At 65.1% G+C, this 18,932-nt stretch carries 16 protein-coding genes; 1 reads left to right on the forward strand and 15 read right to left on the reverse strand.

The window, feature by feature from the left end; genetic code table 11:
• Positions 1 to 3: 3 nt before the first annotated feature.
• From VFF99_RS01650 to VFF99_RS01710, 13 genes are all read right to left on the reverse strand, one after another.
• Entirely contained in the window at positions 4 to 996 is a 993-nt protein-coding gene (locus VFF99_RS01650) for an oxidoreductase (protein WP_325014362.1), read from the reverse strand.
• Between the two features lie 214 nt (positions 997 to 1,210).
• Complete coding sequence (pcaF, locus tag VFF99_RS01655; protein ID WP_325014364.1) at positions 1,211 to 2,416, reverse strand: 3-oxoadipyl-CoA thiolase; 1,206 nt, start codon at positions 2,414 to 2,416, stop codon at positions 1,211 to 1,213.
• Positions 2,417 to 2,437: 21 nt separating this feature from the next.
• Positions 2,438 to 3,964, reverse strand: coding sequence for a 3-hydroxyacyl-CoA dehydrogenase PaaH (paaH, locus tag VFF99_RS01660; RefSeq protein ID WP_325014366.1), 1,527 nt, complete (start codon positions 3,962 to 3,964; stop codon positions 2,438 to 2,440).
• Between the two features lie 13 nt (positions 3,965 to 3,977).
• Positions 3,978 to 4,967, reverse strand: coding sequence for an NADPH:quinone oxidoreductase family protein (locus tag VFF99_RS01665; protein WP_325014368.1), 990 nt, complete (start codon positions 4,965 to 4,967; stop codon positions 3,978 to 3,980).
• A 17-nt stretch (positions 4,968 to 4,984) separates the two neighbouring features.
• Positions 4,985 to 6,103, reverse strand: a complete 1,119-nt coding sequence (locus VFF99_RS01670; protein ID WP_325014370.1) for a CaiB/BaiF CoA-transferase family protein — start codon at positions 6,101 to 6,103, stop codon at positions 4,985 to 4,987.
• 1 nt (position 6,104) lies between these two features.
• Positions 6,105 to 6,761 (reverse strand): 3-hydroxyacyl-CoA dehydrogenase family protein, encoded by a 657-nt coding sequence (locus VFF99_RS01675; RefSeq protein WP_325014372.1) that lies wholly within the window; start codon positions 6,759 to 6,761, stop codon positions 6,105 to 6,107.
• Positions 6,762 to 6,764: 3 nt separating this feature from the next.
• Entirely contained in the window at positions 6,765 to 7,640 is an 876-nt protein-coding gene (locus tag VFF99_RS01680) for a 3-hydroxyacyl-CoA dehydrogenase family protein (protein ID WP_325014374.1), read from the reverse strand.
• Between the two features lie 10 nt (positions 7,641 to 7,650).
• Positions 7,651 to 8,817: an acyl-CoA dehydrogenase family protein gene (locus VFF99_RS01685; RefSeq protein WP_325014376.1), complete on the reverse strand. Its 1,167-nt coding sequence runs from the start codon at positions 8,815 to 8,817 to the stop codon at positions 7,651 to 7,653.
• Positions 8,818 to 8,835: 18 nt separating this feature from the next.
• Positions 8,836 to 9,582, reverse strand: coding sequence for an SDR family oxidoreductase (locus VFF99_RS01690; RefSeq protein ID WP_325014378.1), 747 nt, complete (start codon positions 9,580 to 9,582; stop codon positions 8,836 to 8,838).
• Between the two features lie 2 nt (positions 9,583 to 9,584).
• Complete coding sequence (locus VFF99_RS01695; protein ID WP_325014380.1) at positions 9,585 to 10,352, reverse strand: enoyl-CoA hydratase/isomerase family protein; 768 nt, start codon at positions 10,350 to 10,352, stop codon at positions 9,585 to 9,587.
• Between the two features lie 2 nt (positions 10,353 to 10,354).
• Positions 10,355 to 12,031 (reverse strand): class I adenylate-forming enzyme family protein, encoded by a 1,677-nt coding sequence (locus VFF99_RS01700; protein WP_325014382.1) that lies wholly within the window; start codon positions 12,029 to 12,031, stop codon positions 10,355 to 10,357.
• Positions 12,032 to 12,045: 14 nt separating this feature from the next.
• A complete protein-coding gene (locus VFF99_RS01705) occupies positions 12,046 to 12,831 on the reverse strand; it encodes an enoyl-CoA hydratase-related protein (RefSeq protein WP_325014384.1) in 786 nt (261 codons plus the stop codon).
• 39 nt (positions 12,832 to 12,870) lie between these two features.
• Positions 12,871 to 14,103, reverse strand: a complete 1,233-nt coding sequence (locus tag VFF99_RS01710; protein ID WP_325014386.1) for a CoA transferase — start codon at positions 14,101 to 14,103, stop codon at positions 12,871 to 12,873.
• A 246-nt stretch (positions 14,104 to 14,349) separates the two neighbouring features.
• Between VFF99_RS01710 and VFF99_RS01715 the strand changes: the two genes are divergently transcribed.
• Positions 14,350 to 16,017, forward strand: coding sequence for a sigma-54 interaction domain-containing protein (locus VFF99_RS01715; protein ID WP_325014388.1), 1,668 nt, complete (start codon positions 14,350 to 14,352; stop codon positions 16,015 to 16,017).
• Here the strand turns inward: VFF99_RS01715 and VFF99_RS01720 are convergent.
• Both VFF99_RS01720 and VFF99_RS01725 read right to left on the reverse strand, forming a co-directional pair.
• Positions 16,002 to 17,777, reverse strand: a complete 1,776-nt coding sequence (locus tag VFF99_RS01720) for an acyl-CoA dehydrogenase (RefSeq protein WP_325014390.1) — start codon at positions 17,775 to 17,777, stop codon at positions 16,002 to 16,004. The genes VFF99_RS01715 and VFF99_RS01720 overlap by 16 nt on opposite strands.
• Positions 17,777 to 18,919, reverse strand: coding sequence for a thiolase family protein (locus tag VFF99_RS01725; protein WP_325014392.1), 1,143 nt, complete (start codon positions 18,917 to 18,919; stop codon positions 17,777 to 17,779). Before VFF99_RS01725 ends, VFF99_RS01720 begins: the two co-directional genes overlap by 1 nt.
• Between the last annotated feature and the right edge of the window lie 13 nt (positions 18,920 to 18,932).

An 18,932-nucleotide genomic window follows, 5' to 3' on the forward strand; every position in this document is an offset into this window, starting at 1 on the left:
CCGCTATGCGATCCGGACGACGGTACGTCCTTTGACACGGCCGGCAATAAAGTCGTCGAAGCAAGCAGGCAGGTCGTCGAAGTCAACGACGCGTGTGACGGCGTCGAGATGGCGCGGCTTGAGGTCGGATGCGAGGCGGTCCCAAACCCTCTGCCGCGTCGGGAACCCCATGTAGCCGGAATCCACGCCGAGCAGGCTGACGCCGCGCAGGATGAACGGGAACACGGTCGTGTCCATCTTGGCGCTTGCCGCATTACCGATGCTGGCGACCGTGCCGGCCTGCTTCATCGTGGCGAGGATCCAGTGCAGGATCGGCCCGCCCACGTTGTCGACGGCGCCGGCCCAGAGCCCTGCTTCGAGCGGGCGGACCTTGTCGAAGTCGATGGAGGAAGTCGGCTTGATCTCGGCGGCGCCGAGCATCTTGAGATAGTCCGACTCGCTCTCCTTGCCGGTCAGCGCAACGACGTGATAGCCGAGCCGCGCCAGCATGTCGATGGCAAGACCGCCCACGCCGCCCGTGGCGCCGCTGACGACGACCGGCCCATTGCCCGGGGCAAGGCCGTTGTCTTCCATGCGAACAATGCCGAGCGCCGCCGTAAAGCCGGCGGTGCCAAGCGCCATGGATTCCTTCAGATCGAGTCCGTCAGGCAAGGCGACAACCCACTTCCCCGGCACGCGGGCGTACTCCGCGTAACCGCCGTGGTGCGACACGCCGATATCAAAACTTGTCGCGATCACTTTCTGGCCGGGGGTGAAACGCGGGTCCGTGCTCTCCGTGACTTCCCCGGCCATGTCGATGCCGCCCACGCAGGGGAAGCGGCGGATGATCTTGCCCTTGCCGGTTGCCGCGAGCGCGTCCTTGTAGTTGATGCTGGAGTAGTGGACGCGGATCGTCACTTCACCGGCATCCAGCTGCTCGGGCGAAAGCGTGGTCAGGCGCCCGCCGACCTGCCCGTCGGCCGACTGCTCGATAAGGTAGGCTTTGAATTGAGGCATCGGTATCTCCTGGTTGAACCTGACTAGTTTAACGCAGGTGCGGATGGAGTCTTTTCCTTGCCGGAGCGCGTGGCGGGTTTCGCTGCGCTTTACCCACCCTACAGTGCTTATAGAAAAACGTAGGGTGGGTAGAGCGAAGCGAAACCCACCACCGCCCATAAAGAACCGTAGCGTGGGTAGAGCGAAGCGAAACCCGCCATGCACCCCACCCGTCTCAGACCCGCTCGATGATGAGTGCGATACCCTGCCCCACGCCGATGCACATCGTGCACAGTGCATAGCGTCCGTTGGAGCGCTCGAGCTGGTTCAAAGCCGTGGTCACGAGCCGTGCGCCCGATGCGCCGAGCGGGTGGCCAACTGCGATCGCGCCGCCATTGGGATTCACATGCGGCGCATCGTCGGCGAGTCCGAGGTCGCGGGTCACCGCGAGCGCCTGGGCGGCAAATGCTTCGTTGAGCTCGATGACATCCATCTGCTCGATACGCAACCCGGTCAGCGCCAGCACCTTCCGGCTGGCCGGAGACGGACCGAAGCCCATGATGCGAGGAGCCAGGCCGGCCGTTGCCATGCCGAGGATGCGTGCGCGCGGCGTCAGTCCGTGCCTGACAGCCGCTTCCTCGGAGGCGATGAGCAGCGCGCATGCGCCGTCATTCACGCCCGACGCATTGCCGGCAGTGACGGAGCCATCCGGCCTGACCACGCCCTTGAGTTTTACCAGCGCTTCCAGCGTCGTGTCGCCGCGCGGATGCTCGTCGGTGTCGAACAGCTTCGTCTCCCCCTTCTTCTGCGGGATACTGACGGGAATGATCTCACCGGCGAAAAATCCCGAAGCGTGCGCCGCCGCCCAGCGTTGCTGGCTGCGCAAGGCGAAGGCATCCTGATCCGCGCGTGCAATGCCGAATTCAGCGGCGACGTTCTCGGCTGTTTCCGGCATCGAATCCACGCCGTGCTTCGCTTTCATCTGGCTATTGATGAAGCGCCAGCCGATGGTCGTGTCCTCCATCTTCATGCTGCGCGAGAAGGCGGTATCCGCCTTGCCCATCACGAAGGGCGCGCGGCTCATGCTCTCGACGCCGCCGGCAATGATGAGCTCCTGCTCGCCGCACCGCACGGCGCGCCCGGCGGTCCCGACCGCATCGAGACTCGAGCCGCAGAGACGGTTGATCGTATTTCCCGGCACCTCGGCAGGCAGCCCGGCCAGCAAGGCGGCCATGCGGCCGACGTTGCGGTTGTCCTCGCCTGCCTGGTTTGCGCAGCCGTAGTAGACATCATCGAGCGCCTGCCAGTCGACGCCGGCGTTGCGCTCCATCAGTGCCTTGATCGGCAATGCGGCGAGGTCATCGGCGCGGATCTGCGACAAGGTGCCGCCGTAGCGGCCGAACGGGGTACGTACAGCGTCACAAATGAACGCGGAATTCATGCTGTTTCCTCTGAAAAAATATCACGGATGGAAGCGGTGGCCGCTCCACACCTTCTTCTGGATCAGCGGCGACACGCGATAGCGGTCCTCGCCGTACAAGCGTGCAAGATTGAGCAGCACGCGCATCACATAGGCCACCCCGATGCTGTCCGCCCAGGCCAGCGGCCCGCGGGGATAGTTGACGCCCTTTTGCATGGCGACATCCGCGCCGGCGGCGTCGCACACGCCCTGGTTCACCGCATCGGCGGCCTCGTTGGCCAGCATCGCCACCGTGCGCATCACCGCGAGGCCGGGCACGTCGGCAAGGCGTGACACGGCATAGCCTGCCGATTGCAGGAAGCCGACCGCGGCGAGGAATGCCTGCGGGTCGCACTGTTCCGAGGCCGACACGGCCAGCCGGACGGCCTTGCCGTAGTCCAGCGCGAGGTCGAACAGCACGAGATTGGGCCTGCCCTCCTCGGCTGCGCGCTGGGTGGCGCTGCGCCCATCGGTGAGACAGAGCACGGCGTCGCCGCACTGAATCAGCGCGTCGTCGCCGCTACTTTCCTGCGCGGTCACGTCCACTCCGGCTGCCTGTGCCTGCGATACGACGGCATCGACGAAGGGGGAACGGCCCGATACAGTCACGCGCGCGGGATGCGGCGCGGCATCCTCTGACGCCGGCTGCGGCTTGCTGCCGTCGTCATAGCGATAGAAACCGCGCCCGCTCTTGCGGCCAAGGAAGCCGGCGTTGACCAGTTCCTGCTGCACCAGGGAGGGCGTAAAGCGCGGGTCGTTGAAGTAGGCATTGAAGACCGACTGCGTGACAGCGAAGTTGACGTCATGCCCGATCAGGTCCATCAGCTCGAACGGCCCCATGCGGAAGCCGCCGGCTTCGCGCATGACGGCATCGATGGTGGCGGGATCGGCGGCCTGCTCGTTCAGCAGGCGCAGCGCCTCCGCGTAGTACGGCCGGGCGACGCGGTTGACGATGAAGCCTGGCGTGGACTTCGCGTGCACCGGCGACTTGCCCCAGGCAAGCGCGGTATCGAAGATGCGGTCGGCGGCTTGTGCATCCGTCGCCAGTCCGCTGATCACTTCCACCAGCGCCATCAGCGGCACCGGATTGAAGAAATGCATGCCGACGAAGCGCCCGGGATGCGCCAGTTTCGCCGCCAGAGCGGTGACGGAAATCGACGATGTATTGGTGGCGAGGATGCAGTCCTGGGCGACCACCTTTTCCAGGTCGGCGAACAACTGGCGCTTGATGTCGAGATTCTCGACGATGGCCTCGACCACGAGGCCGGCGCCGGCCAGTTCGGCGATGGCTCCCGCCGCTTGCAGGCGGCCGCCCGCGGCGTCGGCTTCCTCCGGTTTCATGCGCCCCTTTTCAGCCAGCATGCCGAAGGTCTTGCGGATGCCAGCAATGGCCTTCTCCACCGCTTCGGGCCGGGTGTCGTACAGCTTCACCGTGTGGCCGGCGGCGGCGGCGATCTGGGCGATACCCGAACCCATGGCACCGCTGCCGACGACGGCGACGAGGGTCGATGCTGCCAATGCATTACTCATCAGGCTCTCCTCATTATTGTGTAGTCAGGACGACCTTGCCGTTCACCTTGCCGTGCTTGACGAGGGACAGCGCTTCGGCGAACTGGTCCATGGGGAAGGCCCGCATCACCTTCGGCTTGAGCTTGCCGGCGGCGTACAGCGCGAACAGCTCATCCTGCACGCGCCGCACCCAGGCAGGATCGCGCTCGCGGTAATCGCTCCACTGCAGGCCGGACACCGCGATGTTCTTCACCAGCAGGTAGTTGGCCTTGATGGTCGGAATGCGGCCGGCGGCAAAGCCGATCACTACCATGCGGCCGCGCCACGCCATGGCGCGCAGGCTGGCGTCGAAGACATCGCCGCCGAGCGGGTCCAGCACCACGTCGGCGCCGCGGCCGTCCGTCACCGCGTGTACCTGGCGGCGGACTTCCTCCTTCAGGTTGTCCACGCCGAGGTCGATGATGTGGTCGGCACCGCTCTCGCGCGCAAGCTGTGCATGGGCTTCGTGGCGCACGCCGGCGAGCACGGTGGCCCCGAGCGCCTTGGCGATCTGGATGGCGGCCAATCCAACGCCGCCGCCGGCGCCGGTGACCAGCACCGTTTCCCCGGTACGGTACTGGCCGCGTTCCATCAGCGCGAAATGCGCGGTCTGGTAGACCAGCCCCATGGCCGCAGCGTCGGTGAAGGACATCGCATCCGGGATGACGAAGCAGTTCTCGCCGCGCGCCACGAGCTGCTCGGCATAGGCGCCGTACTCGACCTGCGCCACGACGCGGTCGCCGGGCTTGCACGATGTCACACGGCTGCCGGCCGCGGCGACGACACCGGCCGCATCCTTGCCGGGACTGAACGGGCGCGGCGGCAGGATCTGATACTGGCCGCCGATGACGAGCAGGTCGGGATAGTTGACGCCGATGGCGCTCACGTCGATCAGCACCTCATCGTCGCCGATGGCGGGAGTGGGAACGTCTTCGATCTTGAGGGACTCGGGCTCGCCGTGTTCCCTGATGAGGATGGCACGCATGGTTCTTTCCACGTTTCTCAGTCCAGTCCAAACTCTTGGTTGGCCTCGCCCAGCGCCGGATAGCCGCTCACGGGAGCATCGTTTCGGAAGGCGCCGGCCACCGGCACCGGCAGCGCCGCGATGCGGCGGCCATTGCTCTCCAGTTCCTTCGCAAACAGCCCGCGCGCATGGAAGTGCTCATCCTGCATCGCTTCGTGCATGGTCGCGACGACCACGCTGCAGACGTCCTTTCCGGCGAAGCGTTCGCGCCAGTGCGCAGCGGGCTTGGCGCCGATGATGGCAGCGATCGCCGCGCGCACACCGGCAGGGTCCTTGCTGTCATCCTGCAATTCGGGCGGTGCCTCGATCGCTTGCAGGAAGTTGGCCCAGAACTTGTCCTCCAGCGGACCGGCGGCGACGAACTTGCCGTCGCTGGTCCTATAGATCTGGTAGCGCGGCGAGCCGCCGGTCACAAGCTCGCCGCCCGGCGCCGGCCACTTCCCTTCCACCTGCCCGTTGCCGATGGCCCAGTAGAGGAAGGTGAACAGGTTGTCGGCCATCGCGATGTCGAGCTTGCATCCTTTGCCGGTACGGTCGCGCTGGCGCAGCGCCAGCAGGATGTTGACCACCGCGGGATAGGTTCCTCCCGCGATGTCGGCAATCAGCGCCGGCGGCAGGACAGGCGCGCCGTCGCTGCCGGCCGAGAGTCCGAGCATGCCGGCCTCGGCGACATAGTTCAGGTCATGCGCCGCGACATTCGCCTTGGGGCCGGTCTGTCCATAGCCGGTGATGGCGCAATAAATGATCCCTGGGTTGATCTGCGACAGCGCCTCATAGCCCAGCCCGAGGCGGTCCATGACCCCCGGCCGGAACTGCTCGACCACGATGTCGGCGCTTTCGATCAATCCGCGCAACCTGTCCGCCACGCCCGCTTCCTTGAGGTCGACGGCAATGCTGCGCTTGCCGCGGTTCAGCAGCCCGAAGTTCACGCTGTCGTCGCCGAACTTCGGCGTGTAGCTGCGCATTTCGTCGCCGCGCCCGGGGCGTTCGATCTTGATCACTTCCGCACCGGCCTCGGCGAGGATCAGGGTTGCCATCGGCCCGGGCAGGAGCGTGCTGAAGTCGAGCACGCGCACGCCTTCCAGTGGTCGCATCATCTCAGCCGCCCTTTTTCTGCGCGCGCGCCTTGGCCACTCGGGCGCGGCGCGCCGGCGCATAGGGCGACTCGCCATAGGCCTCGAACAAGGCCTGCGTCACATCGAAGTGATGGGCAAGCCCGGTGCGTTCCAGCAAGGCGATCGGCCCCTCCGGATAACCGAGGCCGAGCTTGAGCGTCAGGTCCATGTCGTCGGCAGTGGCCAGGCCCTCGTCGAGCCGGCGCAGCGTTGCGTTGTAGTAGGGACGTACGAGACGGTCGATGATGCGGCCGGCGAAATCGAGGCAGACCGCAACCTTCAGGCCTGCGCCTTCCAGCACCGCCTTGGCGGCATTGATCGCCGATTCAGGCGTATTCGGCTGGCGCACCAGTTCGACGAGGTTGGACGGATCGCTGTCGCCGAGGCGGAAGCGCGCGAAGCCGAGGATATTCGAACCTTCCCTGGCGCGGCTTTCGCCGGTGTGGACGCCGAGGCATTCCGTGCCCAGTTCGATCAGGATGGCGGCCTTGCCCTCCGCATTGCGGATCTCGGGAAGCGCTTCACCGGCCTTCTCGCCGATGAGGATGACGACCTCGCCATCGTTGGATTTTCCCTCCAGCAGCGGATGGCTGGCCGGGAAAGAACGGCTGTTGCCGGTATCGATAATGAAATAAGTCATGTCTCAGCTCCCGAACATCGCGTTGCCTTCATAGGTATAGAACCCGCGCCCCGATTTGCGGCCGAGGTGGCCGGCGGCGATCATGCGCTTGACCAGCGGCGGGCAGGCGGCGCGCGGCTCGTTGGTAATGCCGTACATCGCCTCGCACAGCAGCAGCTGGGTATCGAGGCCGATCAGGTCGAGCAGTTCCAGCGGCCCCATCGGATAGCCCAGGCCCTCCTTGATCGCGCGGTCGATGTCGGCCGGCGAGGCCACGCCAGCCTCGACGAGACGGATCGCATCGTTGTTGTAGGGGATGAGGAAGTAGTTGAGGATGAAGCCGGGGTTGTCCTTGGTCTTCACCGGACGCTGGCCCATGGCCTCGCACGCGGCCCAGGCCTTGGCGAAGGTTTCCTCCGAGGTGTTCAGGCCGGGCGACATTTCCACCAGTTTCATCAGCTGCGCCGGCAGGCAGAAGTGCATGCCGACGAAGCGGTCGTCGCGGCCGGAGCCGGCGGCGATCTCGGTGATGGATAGCGTCGATGTGTTGGACGCGAAGATGGCATGCGGCGGGCAGACCTTGTCGAGCTTCGCGAACAGCTCGTGCTTGACCTTCAGGTCTTCGAACACCGCATCGATGACGAGGTCGCACTCGCCCATGTCATCCAGGTTCGTGGTCATGACCAGGTTGCCGATGGCTGCGCTCATCTTTTCCTCGGTCATCTTGCCGCGCTGGACCGATTTCGCGAAGAAGTCGCGCGTCTGCTTCAGCGCCTTGTCGAGCGCCTCCTGGCGGGTGTCGAACACCACCGTACGGAAACCGGCGCGGGCGGCGACGATGGCAATGCCCGCTCCCATCGTGCCGCAACCGGCGACACCGATCGTCTTGATCTCACTCATTGGATTCCTCTCATTTGGTCAGGAAACTGCGGCCGATCAGCTGGCGGTGCACCTGGTTGGTGCCTTCCCAGATCTGCGTGATCTTGGCGTCGCGCATCAGGCGCTCGACGCGGAAATCCTGGCAATAGCCATAGCCGCCGAAGAGTTGCACCACATCGGTGGTGATGCGCATGGCAATGTCGGTGGCGCGCATCTTCAGCATGGATGCATCGATGCTGAAGTCGGTTCCGCCGCTGTCGACCAGCTTGCCCAGGCGCCACAGCCAGGATTCGCACATGGCGAGATCGGTCGCCATGTCGGCCAGCATGAACTGGATGCCCTGGAACTCGATGATCTTGCGACCCGACTGCTTGCGCTGGTTGATGTATTCGACGCCATCCTCGAAGGCGGCGCGCGCGATGCCGAGCGCATGGGCGGCCACGCTGGGACGCGACTTGTTGAGCGAGGAGAACAGGATGTTCAGGCCGTCTCCCGGGTTGCGCAACAGGTTGGCGCGCGGCACGCGGCAGCCGTCGAAGGAAATGGTGGCGGTGCTGGAAGCGCGGTGTCCCATCTTCTGCTCGGTGCGCACCACCGACAGCCCCGGCGTACCCTTCTCCAGGATCACGACCGAGATGGCCTTCTTGGGATCCTCGATCTCGCTCCATTTGCCGAACAACACATAGACATCGGCCACGTCGCCGTTGGTGATGAAGGTCTTGCCGCCATCGATGACGATGTCATCCCCGTCCGGCGTAAAGCGGGTGCGCATGCCGGTGGCGTCCGATCCTGCATCGGGCTCGGTGATCGCCAGTGCGGCGAGGCCGCCTTCGGCGATGCGCGGCAGCAGGCGCTGCTTCTGTTCGTCCGAGCCGAAGTCGATGAGCGGCTTGATGGCGTGGAAATTGGTCGCCCAGATGATGCCGGTCGAGGCGCAGGCCTTGGCGATCTCGCGCACGCACTCCAGGTAGGCCGTGTAGGACAGTTTCGCCCCGCCGTACTCCTCCGGGATGAACATCGCGTTCAGGCCGAGGTTGTTGATCGCCTTGACGTTTTCCCAGGGGAATTCGCCGGTCTTGTCGTAGTGTTCGGCGCGCACCATCAGCTCGCTGCGCGCCAATGCACGCACGCTGTCCAGCAGCTGCTTTTCGTCGTCCGAAAGTTCGATGCTCGCATCGAGCCGCTCAAAAATATTCACGTCAGTTCTCTTTGAAGGTTAGTGCGCGACGCCTTGCGCGCCGTCGATGTAAATGGTCTCGCCAGACAGGAAAGGCGAATCCGCCAGGAACAATGCCTTGACCAGCTTCGCCACGTCTTCCGAGGTGCCGGGCTCGCGGCCGGGGATGCGCTTTTCCAGGTACTCGCGCAGCGGGCCTGCGGACATGGCTTCCTTGTTCAAGTCGGTCATGATGTAGCCGGGGGCGACGTCGATGACGCGGATGCCCTTGCCGGCCCACTCCACGGCCAGGCAGCGGGTGATCGCGCCCACCGCCGCCTTGGAGGCGCAGTAGGCGAGGTTGCGCTTGACGCCCAGCTTGTCGAAGAAAGACCCGATGTTGATGATCAGGCCGCCGCCCGATGCCACCAGGTGCGGATAAATGTGCTGGCAGCTCATGAAGACCGACGTGGTGTTGGTGACGAAGACGGTCTCGTAGTCTTCGTGCGAGAAGCTGGCGCTGGGGCCTTCGAGGTGGACGCCGGCATTGTTCACCAGGCCGGCGACCGGACCGCCCAGCTTTGCCGCTTCCGCGAACGCGTCGCGCAGGCTGTCGCTGCGGGTGACATCGCAGGTGAAGGCCTTGCAGCGCCCCAGCGCTTCCGCACTCGCGCCCGGCACGGCCGGCAGCTCGCCGCGGCGCGACAGGCAGGCGACGGTATACCCGAGTTCGGCCAGCGCGATCGCGATGGCGGCGCCGATGCCCCGGCTGGCGCCGGTGACGATGATGGTTCCTTTTTCCGACATGGTCAGCAATCCTTGAATTGGGGCTTGCGCTTTTCGAGGAAGGCGGCCATGCCTTCGTTGGCATCCTTCGTCTGGTAGGCGAGCGTGGAAAGGTCGGCCTCGATCCTGAGGCCTTCGGTCAGCGGGGTTTGCAGCGCGCGTTGCACGGCACCGCGCGCCAGGCGCAGCGCCACCATGCCGTGGCCGCTGAATTCGCGGGCGAAGGCCATGCCGGCTTCGACCGCATCGCCCTCCACCAGCCGGTTCACGAGTCCGATGCGCGCCGCCTCGTCGGCGGCAACGGTGCGACCCGTCATGATCATTTCCAGGGCGCGTGCTTCGCCGACCACGCGCGGCAAGCGCTGAGTGCCGCCATAGCCCGGAATCAGGCCGAGCTTGATTTCCGGCAGGCCGACCTTGGCATTTGCGGTGGCAAGGCGGAAGGTGCAGGCCAGCGCCAGTTCCAGCCCGCCGCCGAAGGCATAGCCGTTGATGATGGCGACCGACGGCATGGGCAGCGTGTCGAGCCGCCCGAACACTTGCTGGCCGAATTCGGCGCCGCGCTTCTGCGCTTCGAGGTCGCGGTTGGTGAGCTCGGCGATATCCGCGCCGGCGCAGAACGCCTTTTGCCCGGCACCGGTGATGAGAAGCGCGCGCGCCTTGGACTTTTCCGCTTCGTCAAGACAGCGGCCGATATCGCCGATCAGCGAGAAGCTCAGGGCGTTCAGGGCTTCCTGACGGTCGATGGTGAGGATCGCGAATTCGTCGCGGTAGGATAGTGTGATCGGCATGGTCAGTTCGCCTTCCCGTTGGTTTTATTGTCGTCGCCTACCCAACGCACGGGGGCAGGTTGGATGCGGCCCTGCTTGACCCATTCCACCAGCTCGCGCTTGAGGATCTTTCCGCTGGCGGTCTGCGGAAATTCATCGAGCGGAATGTAGAACTCCGGCATGTCGAACTTCGACAGCCCGGCATCATGCAGGTGCTTCAGGATTTCATTGCCTGCCGGCGGCCTTGCCCCCTCGGTGCAGGTGACGGCCAGGCAGACCCGTTCGCCGAGGCGATCGTCGGCCACCGGGAAGGCGGCCGCCTTGAGCACGGCCGGATGCGTGATGGCGAGGTCTTCAATGGTGGACGGATGGATGTTGTGGCCGCCGCGGATGATGAGGTCTTTCTTGCGCCCCATGATGACGAGGCAGTCGTTTTCGTCGAACATGCCGAGGTCGCCGCTGAGGAACCAGCCGTGCGCGTTGAAGGATTTCTCGGTGGCCGACTGGTTGTTGAAGTAACCGAGCATCAGGCAGCCGCCCCGCCCGCCGATCTCTCCGATCTCGCCGGGCTTGGCCTCGATGTCCGGGTTCTCCGCATTCCACAGCTTGACTTCATAGGCGCCGCAGGCACGGCCGCAGGTGCCGACGATGGTATCGGCGCTGTCGGTGGGCAGCGTGTACTGGTGCGAGCCGTTTTCGGTCATGCCGTAGATGTTCTGCGGCAGGATGCCCCGGTTCAGGAAGCCCTGGGCGATTTCGCGTGGAATGGCGGCGCCCGCCATGTAGAACACTTTTACCTTCCCGAGCTTGTCGAGGCCGCGCCGCTTCGTTTCGGCCAGGATATCCATCGCATGCGTGGGCACGCCCATCACATAGGTCGCGCCGGTCTCGAGTATCCAGTCGATCGGCTTCAAGCCGGAGGGCAGGTCGTTCACCACCAGTTCCATGCCGGCGACAAGCGCCTGCTCGATTGCCACCGTTGCGATGTGGTGGCTGATCGGGCTGAGACTGAACAGAATCGTATCGGCATCGTGCCCCCAGTCCTTCACCATCGCCCTGCCGTTGGCAAGCAGAGTGTTGTCGCTGTGCATGACGGCCTTGGGCAACCCCGTGGTGCCGGAGGTGAAGGCGAGGTAGACCACCTTGTCCGGATTGGTTTCCGGCTCGAATTGCGACCCCGCCCCGTCCGCTCGCGGAAACTCCCCGGCGCCGTCGCGCGAGGGCTCCAGCCAGTAGGAGCGGCGCAGGCTCTTGACGGCGCCGATCTCGTCGGCCACGCCTTCCCGCTTGCCATCGGCGCCATAACCTCTTTGCCCGAAGAAGGCTTCGCAATCGATGCGCTCGATCAGCCGCACGATCTCCGCCACCGTATAGTTCTGGTGCAGCGAGGGATTGCAGATGTAGCCGTTGCGCGAGCAGGCGAGGAAGATGATGACCGACTCCACGCGGCTGGGCAGCCACACCGAGACGCGCGAGCCCTTGCGCAGGCCCGCAGCGGCAAGATCGGCGGCGACCGCGTCCGTCCATTCCAGGAGCTGTTCCCACGTCAGCCGCCGCGTGCTGTCGCGCAGCGCCCACGCGCCGGGACGTGCCTGCGCATGCGAGCGCAGCAGCGTGTACAAGGTTTTGTCCTGCCAGACGCCGGCTGCGTAATACGCGCGCGCCTGCTGCGGATCGTGGAGGGTAAGGACCGTGTTCATGGCGCCGCTCTCGCTCAGTGACCGAACTTGGACGCGTCGGGCGAACGCTTTTCGCTGAACGACTTCGACAGCTCCTTCGACTCCTCGGTGTCGAGGTTCAGGCGCAGCAGCAGGTCATGCGTGACGCGCGACAGTCCGCCCACGCCGCCGTGGCGGGCGCCGAAGGCCGCCTTGATCGAGGCCAGCGCAAAGGCGCCGCGCTCGGCGATCTCCAGCGCCATTTCGCGCGTGGCGGCGGCCAGCTGGTCGTCGGGCACCACCTTGTTGATGAGGCCCATCTCCTCCGCTTCCCTGGCGCTGATCTTCGGATTGCGGAACCAGATTTCCTTGGCCTTCTTCTTGCCGACCAGGTCTTCCAGGTACCAGGTGCCGAAGCCTGCGTCGAAACTGCCCATCATCGGCCCGACCTGGCGGAACACCGCGCTTTCCTTGGCGATGGTGATATCGCACATCACTTGCAGCACGTTGCCGCCGCCGACGGCAAAGCCGTTCACCGAGGCGATCACCGGCTTTTGCAGGCGGTCGATGGCCTCGTACATGTCGAGCACCGGCAGCACGCCGGGGTAGAGGTGGGTGTCGGGCATGCCGGTCTTTTCGCCGCCGATGCAGAAGAAGCGGTCGCCGGCGCCGGTGATGACGATGACCCGCGTGCGGGTCTCGCGGCGGATATCGTTGATGCAGTCACGGATCTCGTGGCACATGGTTTCGTTGAACATGTTGCCGTTGTCGGGACGGTTCAGCGTGATGGTGCCGATGGGGCCGTCTTCGGTGTAGAGGATGGTCTCGAACTGGCGTGTCATGTCTCGTTCTCCTGGTGTGTATGTGTGTGGATGGATGTCTCAGAGCAGTCCTGCGTCGTCCAGCTTCCGGATCGCGTCGTCGTCCCAGCCTAGCCATGTCGCGAAGGCGTGCCGGGTATCTTCGCCCAGGCGGGGCGGGTCCTTGCGGTGGGTGTGGTGATTGCCGTCGAAGCGGATGCCCAGGCCGACCTGGGGTACGGGCACGCCGTTGCGGCGGGGCGCGTAGAACAGGCCGCGTTCGGTCAGGGTCGGGTCGGTCACCACCTGGTCGAGGCTGTTGATCGGCCCGGCGGGGATGCGCGCGCCGGCGAAGAGGTCGAGCCAGTGGACGCGCGGCTTGGTGAGCAGGATGGCCTGGATCTCCTGCACGATTTCCGGACGGAAGGCGCGGCGGCCGGCGTTGTCGGCGAAGCGCTGGTCCTGCGCCATGTCAGGGCGCCCGATCGCTTCGCAGAAACGCTTCCAGATCGCATCGTTGCCGAGCCCGAGCGTGATCGGATGGTCGGCCGTGTAGAAGGTGCGATAGATCGCGATCACGCTGTCGGTGCCGCCGCTGCGGCGCGGCAGTTCGCCCGAACCGAGATAGGGAACGATGCGCGGCGTCATGAATCGCGTCATGCTCTCGACCATCGCGATGTCGATCTCGTGTCCGCGGCCGGTGCGGTTGCGGTCGATGAGGGCGGCCATCGCCGCCATGGCCGCATCGGCGCCGGACAGCAGGTCGGCCGCCGGCGTGCCCACCTTTTGCGGGTCGCGCTCGGGGGACTCGCCGGTCAGGTCCATCACGCCGCTGTAGCCTTCGGCGATCAGGTCGTAGCAAGGCTGGTCGGCCTTGGCGCCTTCCAGCCCGAAGCCGGTGATCGATACATGCACCAGCCGCGGATTGATATGCCGCAGGCGCGCATAGTCGATGCCGAGTTTCTTCTGGCTGCGTCCCACCTGGTTGATGAGGATGACGTCAGCGGCCTTCACCAGTGCATGGAGGGCTTCGAGCCCGGCGGCCTGCGCATAGTCGAGCGTGACGCTGTGCTTGTTACGGTTCACGCTCAGGAACCACAGGGATTCACCGTCGAGGAAGGGTGGCCCCCAGGCGCGCGCGTCGTCGCCGCGGCCGGGGCGCTCGATCTTCAGCACTTCGGCGCCGAGGTCGGCCAGCAGCAGCGATGCATAGGGGCCGGCGATGGAGGTCGTCAGGTCAAGGACGCGGATGCCTTCGAGCAGGTCAAGCGCGGGAGAGTCCGGGGCCGGGGCGAGTTGTTCAGCAGGCAACATGAGTGTGTGTGTACGTCGAATGTGGTCTCCTTCACTTTGCAACGTCCGTGCCACCGCGCTCCGCCTTGAGCGGCGTGGCACGAAAACTGCCTGTTTTCACTGGAAAATCGCGGGCTTAAGTGGTGCAAGGACAGCATTGCGCAACAAATCCGGGGCGATGCAAGCAGCGCCGGCATGCACAAGCTGTCTTCCCGATGGACAGTCGCGGCGGCGAATTCTGTATTTACAGGAGACACACTGAAACTCATGGATGCGACAAGGGAATATAACCCGGCCGCCTTTGGCGTGCTGATACTGGACGCCGATGGCAAGGTGATGTGCGCAACCGGCTTTGCCCGCGACGATGCCATCCGGCAGCGGGTTCTGGAGTGCTATCGAAACGAGGGGCGCCGGCGGGGCATGCTGGCCGTCGCCGGCGCTCCCAGGCTGATCGCAAGCTTCCGTTCGGGGGAGGACTCGACCCTGATCTTCATTCAGCATGCCGCCAGCCAGTCCACGCTATTCGATTTCGTCGCCAATGTCGACTTCGCGCACGCGGTCTTCGACTACTTCCTGAACAATCCCTACGAGTCGGTGGTGGTGGTCGATGGCCAGGCGCGCATCCGGTACATTCCCCCGGTCCATGAACGTTTCTTCGGCATCGCCCACGGCGAGGCGATCGGCAAGAAGGTCACGGAGGTGATCGAGAACACGAAACTGCATGAAGTTGTCCGCACCGGCAAGGCCGAGATCGGCAAGCTGCAGGAAATGGGCGGCGTCACCCGCGTCGTCGCGCGCATCCCCCTGGTCGAGAACGGCAAGACGGTCGGGGCGCTCGGACGCGTGATGTTCAAGGGCCCCGAAACAGTGGTTGCGCTCGGCAACGAAGTGGCGCAGCTTCGTTCGAAGGTGGAGTTTTACCGCAACGAACTCACCGGACTGAAACGGCGTACCTTCGGCCTGGACAAGATGGTCGGCAACAGCGATGCGATTCGCCAGCTCAAGGCCGACATCGCCAAGGTCGCGCCGCTGTCGGTGCCGGTGCTGATCATCGGCGAGAGCGGCACCGGCAAGGAACTGGCCGCGCACGCCATTCACGCATTGAGCCAGCGCAGCGAGAATCCGATGGTGTTTGTCAATGCCGCCGCCCTGCCCGCTTCGCTGGTGGAAAGCGAACTGTTCGGCTATGAAGCCGGCGCCTTCACCGGCGCCGAAAAAAAGGGCCGCAAGGGCAAGTTCGAGCTGGCCGACCACAGCTCGCTGTTCTTCGACGAAATCGGCGATATGCCGTCGGACGTACAGGTCAAGCTGCTGCGCGTCCTGCAGGATGGCATCTTCGAGCGCGTGGGCGGCGACCGGCCGCGCCACTCGGACTTCCGCCTCATCAGCGCGACCAACCGCGATTTCCGGGAGATGATCGCCAACGGCGAGTTCCGGCTCGACCTCTACTACCGCATCAGCGGCGTCACCATCCGCATGCCGAGCCTGCGCGAGCGGCGGGAAGACATTCCTGAGCTGGTGCAAAGCTTCCTGCTTGCGTTTGCCGAGCGGCACCACACCTCGGCCAAGGGCGTGGATTCGCGCGTCTATGCCTACCTGAAGGAGTTGCCGTGGCCGGGCAATGTACGGCAACTGCTGCACGAGGTGGAAAAAGCGGCGATCTTCTGCGATGGCCCGGAAATCACGCTCGATAATTTCCGTCTGATGTCGCCGCCTCCGCTACCGGCGGCGGACGCCGCGCCACGCGCACCGGTCCCGGGCAGGATGCAGGACGCGATCGAGGAACTGGAAAAAACGATGATCCGCGACGCCATGCACAAGCACAAGGGGAACAAGAGCAAGGTCGCGGAGGAGCTGGGAATTTCGCGCGCCTACCTCTACAAGAAACTCTCCGGCGAGGAGCCGGAGAGCCTGGATCGTCAAAAAGACTGGTAGCAGTGAACAGCCCTCGCGCCTTCCATGACTGCCGTCGCATGGGCGGCAGCGTGCGGCGCGATGTTGGTGAAATAGAACTCGGCCAGCCCGATGATTCCGTTGAAGTAGGCGTCCGGATCTCCTCGTTCGCGCAAAGCCGCGGCGGCTGTCGCGGCACGCACGAGCTGCCACCCTCCGCAGGTGATGCCGGCCAGGTGCAGAAAGGGCGTACTTGCGGACAAGACCTCGCCCATCTCCTTCTCGCCCTTGAACAGCACCCAGTCGACCGCTTCCTGCAGCGTGTCGATGCTGCGCATCAGCCGGGCGCCCAGGCCCGCGACGGGCGATTCCTCGGCGCGCCGGGCCGCGGCCCGCATTTCGGCAATCAGGAGACGGAAGGCTTCGCCCTTGTCGCGCAGTGTCTTGCGGTTGATCAGGTCTTGTCCCTGGATGCCGGTGGTGCCTTCGTAGATGCTGGTGATCCTCACATCCCGCAGATACTGCGCCACGCCGGCTTCCTCGACAAAGCCCATGCCGCCGTGGATCTGTATGCCGAGGTTGGCAACCTCGATGCCGAGTTCGGAGCCCCAGCCCTTGACCACGGGCATCAGCAGGTCGAGCAGCTGCCTGCTGTGTTTCGACCTTTCCGGATGGGGATCGCAGCGGGCACGGTCAAACCAGCCTGCCGCCGTATAGGCCAGCATCCTTGCCGCCATCACGCGCGCGCGCATGGCAAGCAGCATGCGCCTGACGTCGGGGTGGCGGATGATGGGAACGTTGGTTTCACCCGTCTGGGCGTCCCGGCCCTGGCGCCGCTCGCCGGCATATTCAAGGGCTTTCTGCCAGGCGCGCTCGGCGAGCGCGATGCCTTGCAGACCGACGTTGAAGCGGGTCTCGTTCACCATCACGAACATGTACTCGAGGCCGCAGTTCGGTTCACCGACCAGGTAGCCGACCGCCCCATCCTTGTCCCCGTAACTCATCACACAGGTCGGGCTGCCGCGGATGCCCATTTTGTGTTCGACGGCAATGCATTGCATGTCGTTGCGCGCGCCGGGCGTACCGTCCTCGCCAACGAGGAACTTGGGGACCACGAACATCGAGATGCCGCGCACGCCGGGCGGTGCATCGGGAAGACGTGCGAGCACGAGATGGACGATGTTGTCGGCCAGCTCGTGATCGCCGTAAGTGATGAATATCTTTTGCCCGAACAGGCGATAGCTGCCGTCCGCATGGGGCACGGCGCGCGTCTTCATCGCGCTCAGGTCCGAGCCGGCGTTCGGCTCGGTGAGGTCCATCGTCGCCGTCCACTCGCCGCTGGCGAGCTTGGGCACGAAGGTCGACTTCAGTTGTTCGTTGGCGGCCAGCAGCAAGGTTTCGGCAGCGCCCTGCGCCATCGGTGGCAGCAGGTTGAACGCCATGTTCGCCGAATAAAACATTTCGGTGACCGGCGCCGCGACCAGCTTCGGCAGCCCCTGTCCGCCGAACTCGGGCGCCATGCCCAGCCCCACCCAGCCGGCGTCGCGGAACTCGGCGTAGGCCTCGATCCATCCGTCCGGCGTGACCACCCTGCCGTTCTCCACGCGGCAGCCCTGCGCGTCGCCCATGGGGTTGAGCGGAGCCAGCACGCCGGCCGAAAAGCGCGCCGCCTCGTCAAGGACCGCTTCCGTCAGTTCGACGCTTGCTTCTTCGCAGTTCGGCAGGCTGCCGATCTGCTCAAGATCCGCCAGGTGACGCAGAATGAACTGCATGTCGCGCAGCGGTGCTGCATACGCATTCATCAGTGCGGCCTCGCGATCACCATGGCGATGCCGATACCGCCGCCGATGCACTGGGTCGCCAGTGCATAGCGCCCTTCGCCGCGCGAGAGGCGCAGCGCAGCCTTGCCCACCAGGCGGCCGCCGGTCGCGCCCAGCGGATGACCGAGCGCGATCGCGCCGCCATCGGCGTTCAGTTTTTCCGGCGCGATGCCGAGCTCGCGGCGGCAGGCTTCGGCCTGGGCGGCAAACGCCTCGTTCATTTCGACGACATCGATGTCCTCGATGCTGAGCCGGGCGCGCGACAATGCCTTGCGGCTGGCGCCGATCGGCCCCAGTCCCATCACATCCGCGGCGCAGCCGTCCACCGCGAAGCTCACCACCTCGGCCAGCACCGGCAGGCCATGGCGCATGGCGAACGCCTCGGAGCAGACAAACAGCGCGGTGGCGCCGTCCGTCATCGGCGAAGTCGAGCCCGCCGTCACCGTGCCGCCCTCCTTGAACGCGGGCGCCAGGCTGGCCAGCTTTTCCATGGATGGCATGCGGATGCAGCCGTCCTTGTCCACCCGTTCGCCCTTGACGTCGATGGCGACGATTTCCTGCGCCAGACGGCCGTCCTCTTGCGCGGCCAGCGCCTTGTTCTGGCTGTCGAATCCGAAACGGTCCTGCTCTTCACGCGTGATGCCGTAGCGCTCCGCCACACGCTCGGCAGTCAGGCCGACTTTCATGTAGGCGTCCGTCTCCTCCTGCGACCAGGCAGCCGGCGGCGCAATATTGAAACCGAACATGGGCACGCGCGACATCGACTCGACGCCGCCGCAGATGAAGGCTTCGCCGGCGTTGGTGGCGATCATGCCGGCGGCCATCTGAATCGACTGCAGCGCCGAACCGCACCAGCGGTTCACCGTCACCCCGGCGACGGAGTCCGGCAGGCCGGCCAGCATGCCGACGATGCGCCCCAGATTCAAACCTTGTTCGCCTTCCGGATAGGCGCAGCCCCAGATTACGTCCTCGACCTCGCTCGCCGGGACCTGCACCTTTTCCATCAGTGCCCGGATCACTTGCGCGCTCAGGTCGTCGGGACGGATTTCCGCCAGCGCCCCCTTGCGGGCCGCGGTAAAGGGCGAGCGTACATATGCAGTGATAACTGCCTTCTTTGATTCCAATTCTTGCTCCAGA

The organism is Noviherbaspirillum sp. (assembly GCF_035654295.1).
Classification (GTDB): Bacteria; Pseudomonadota; Gammaproteobacteria; order Burkholderiales; family Burkholderiaceae_D; genus Noviherbaspirillum.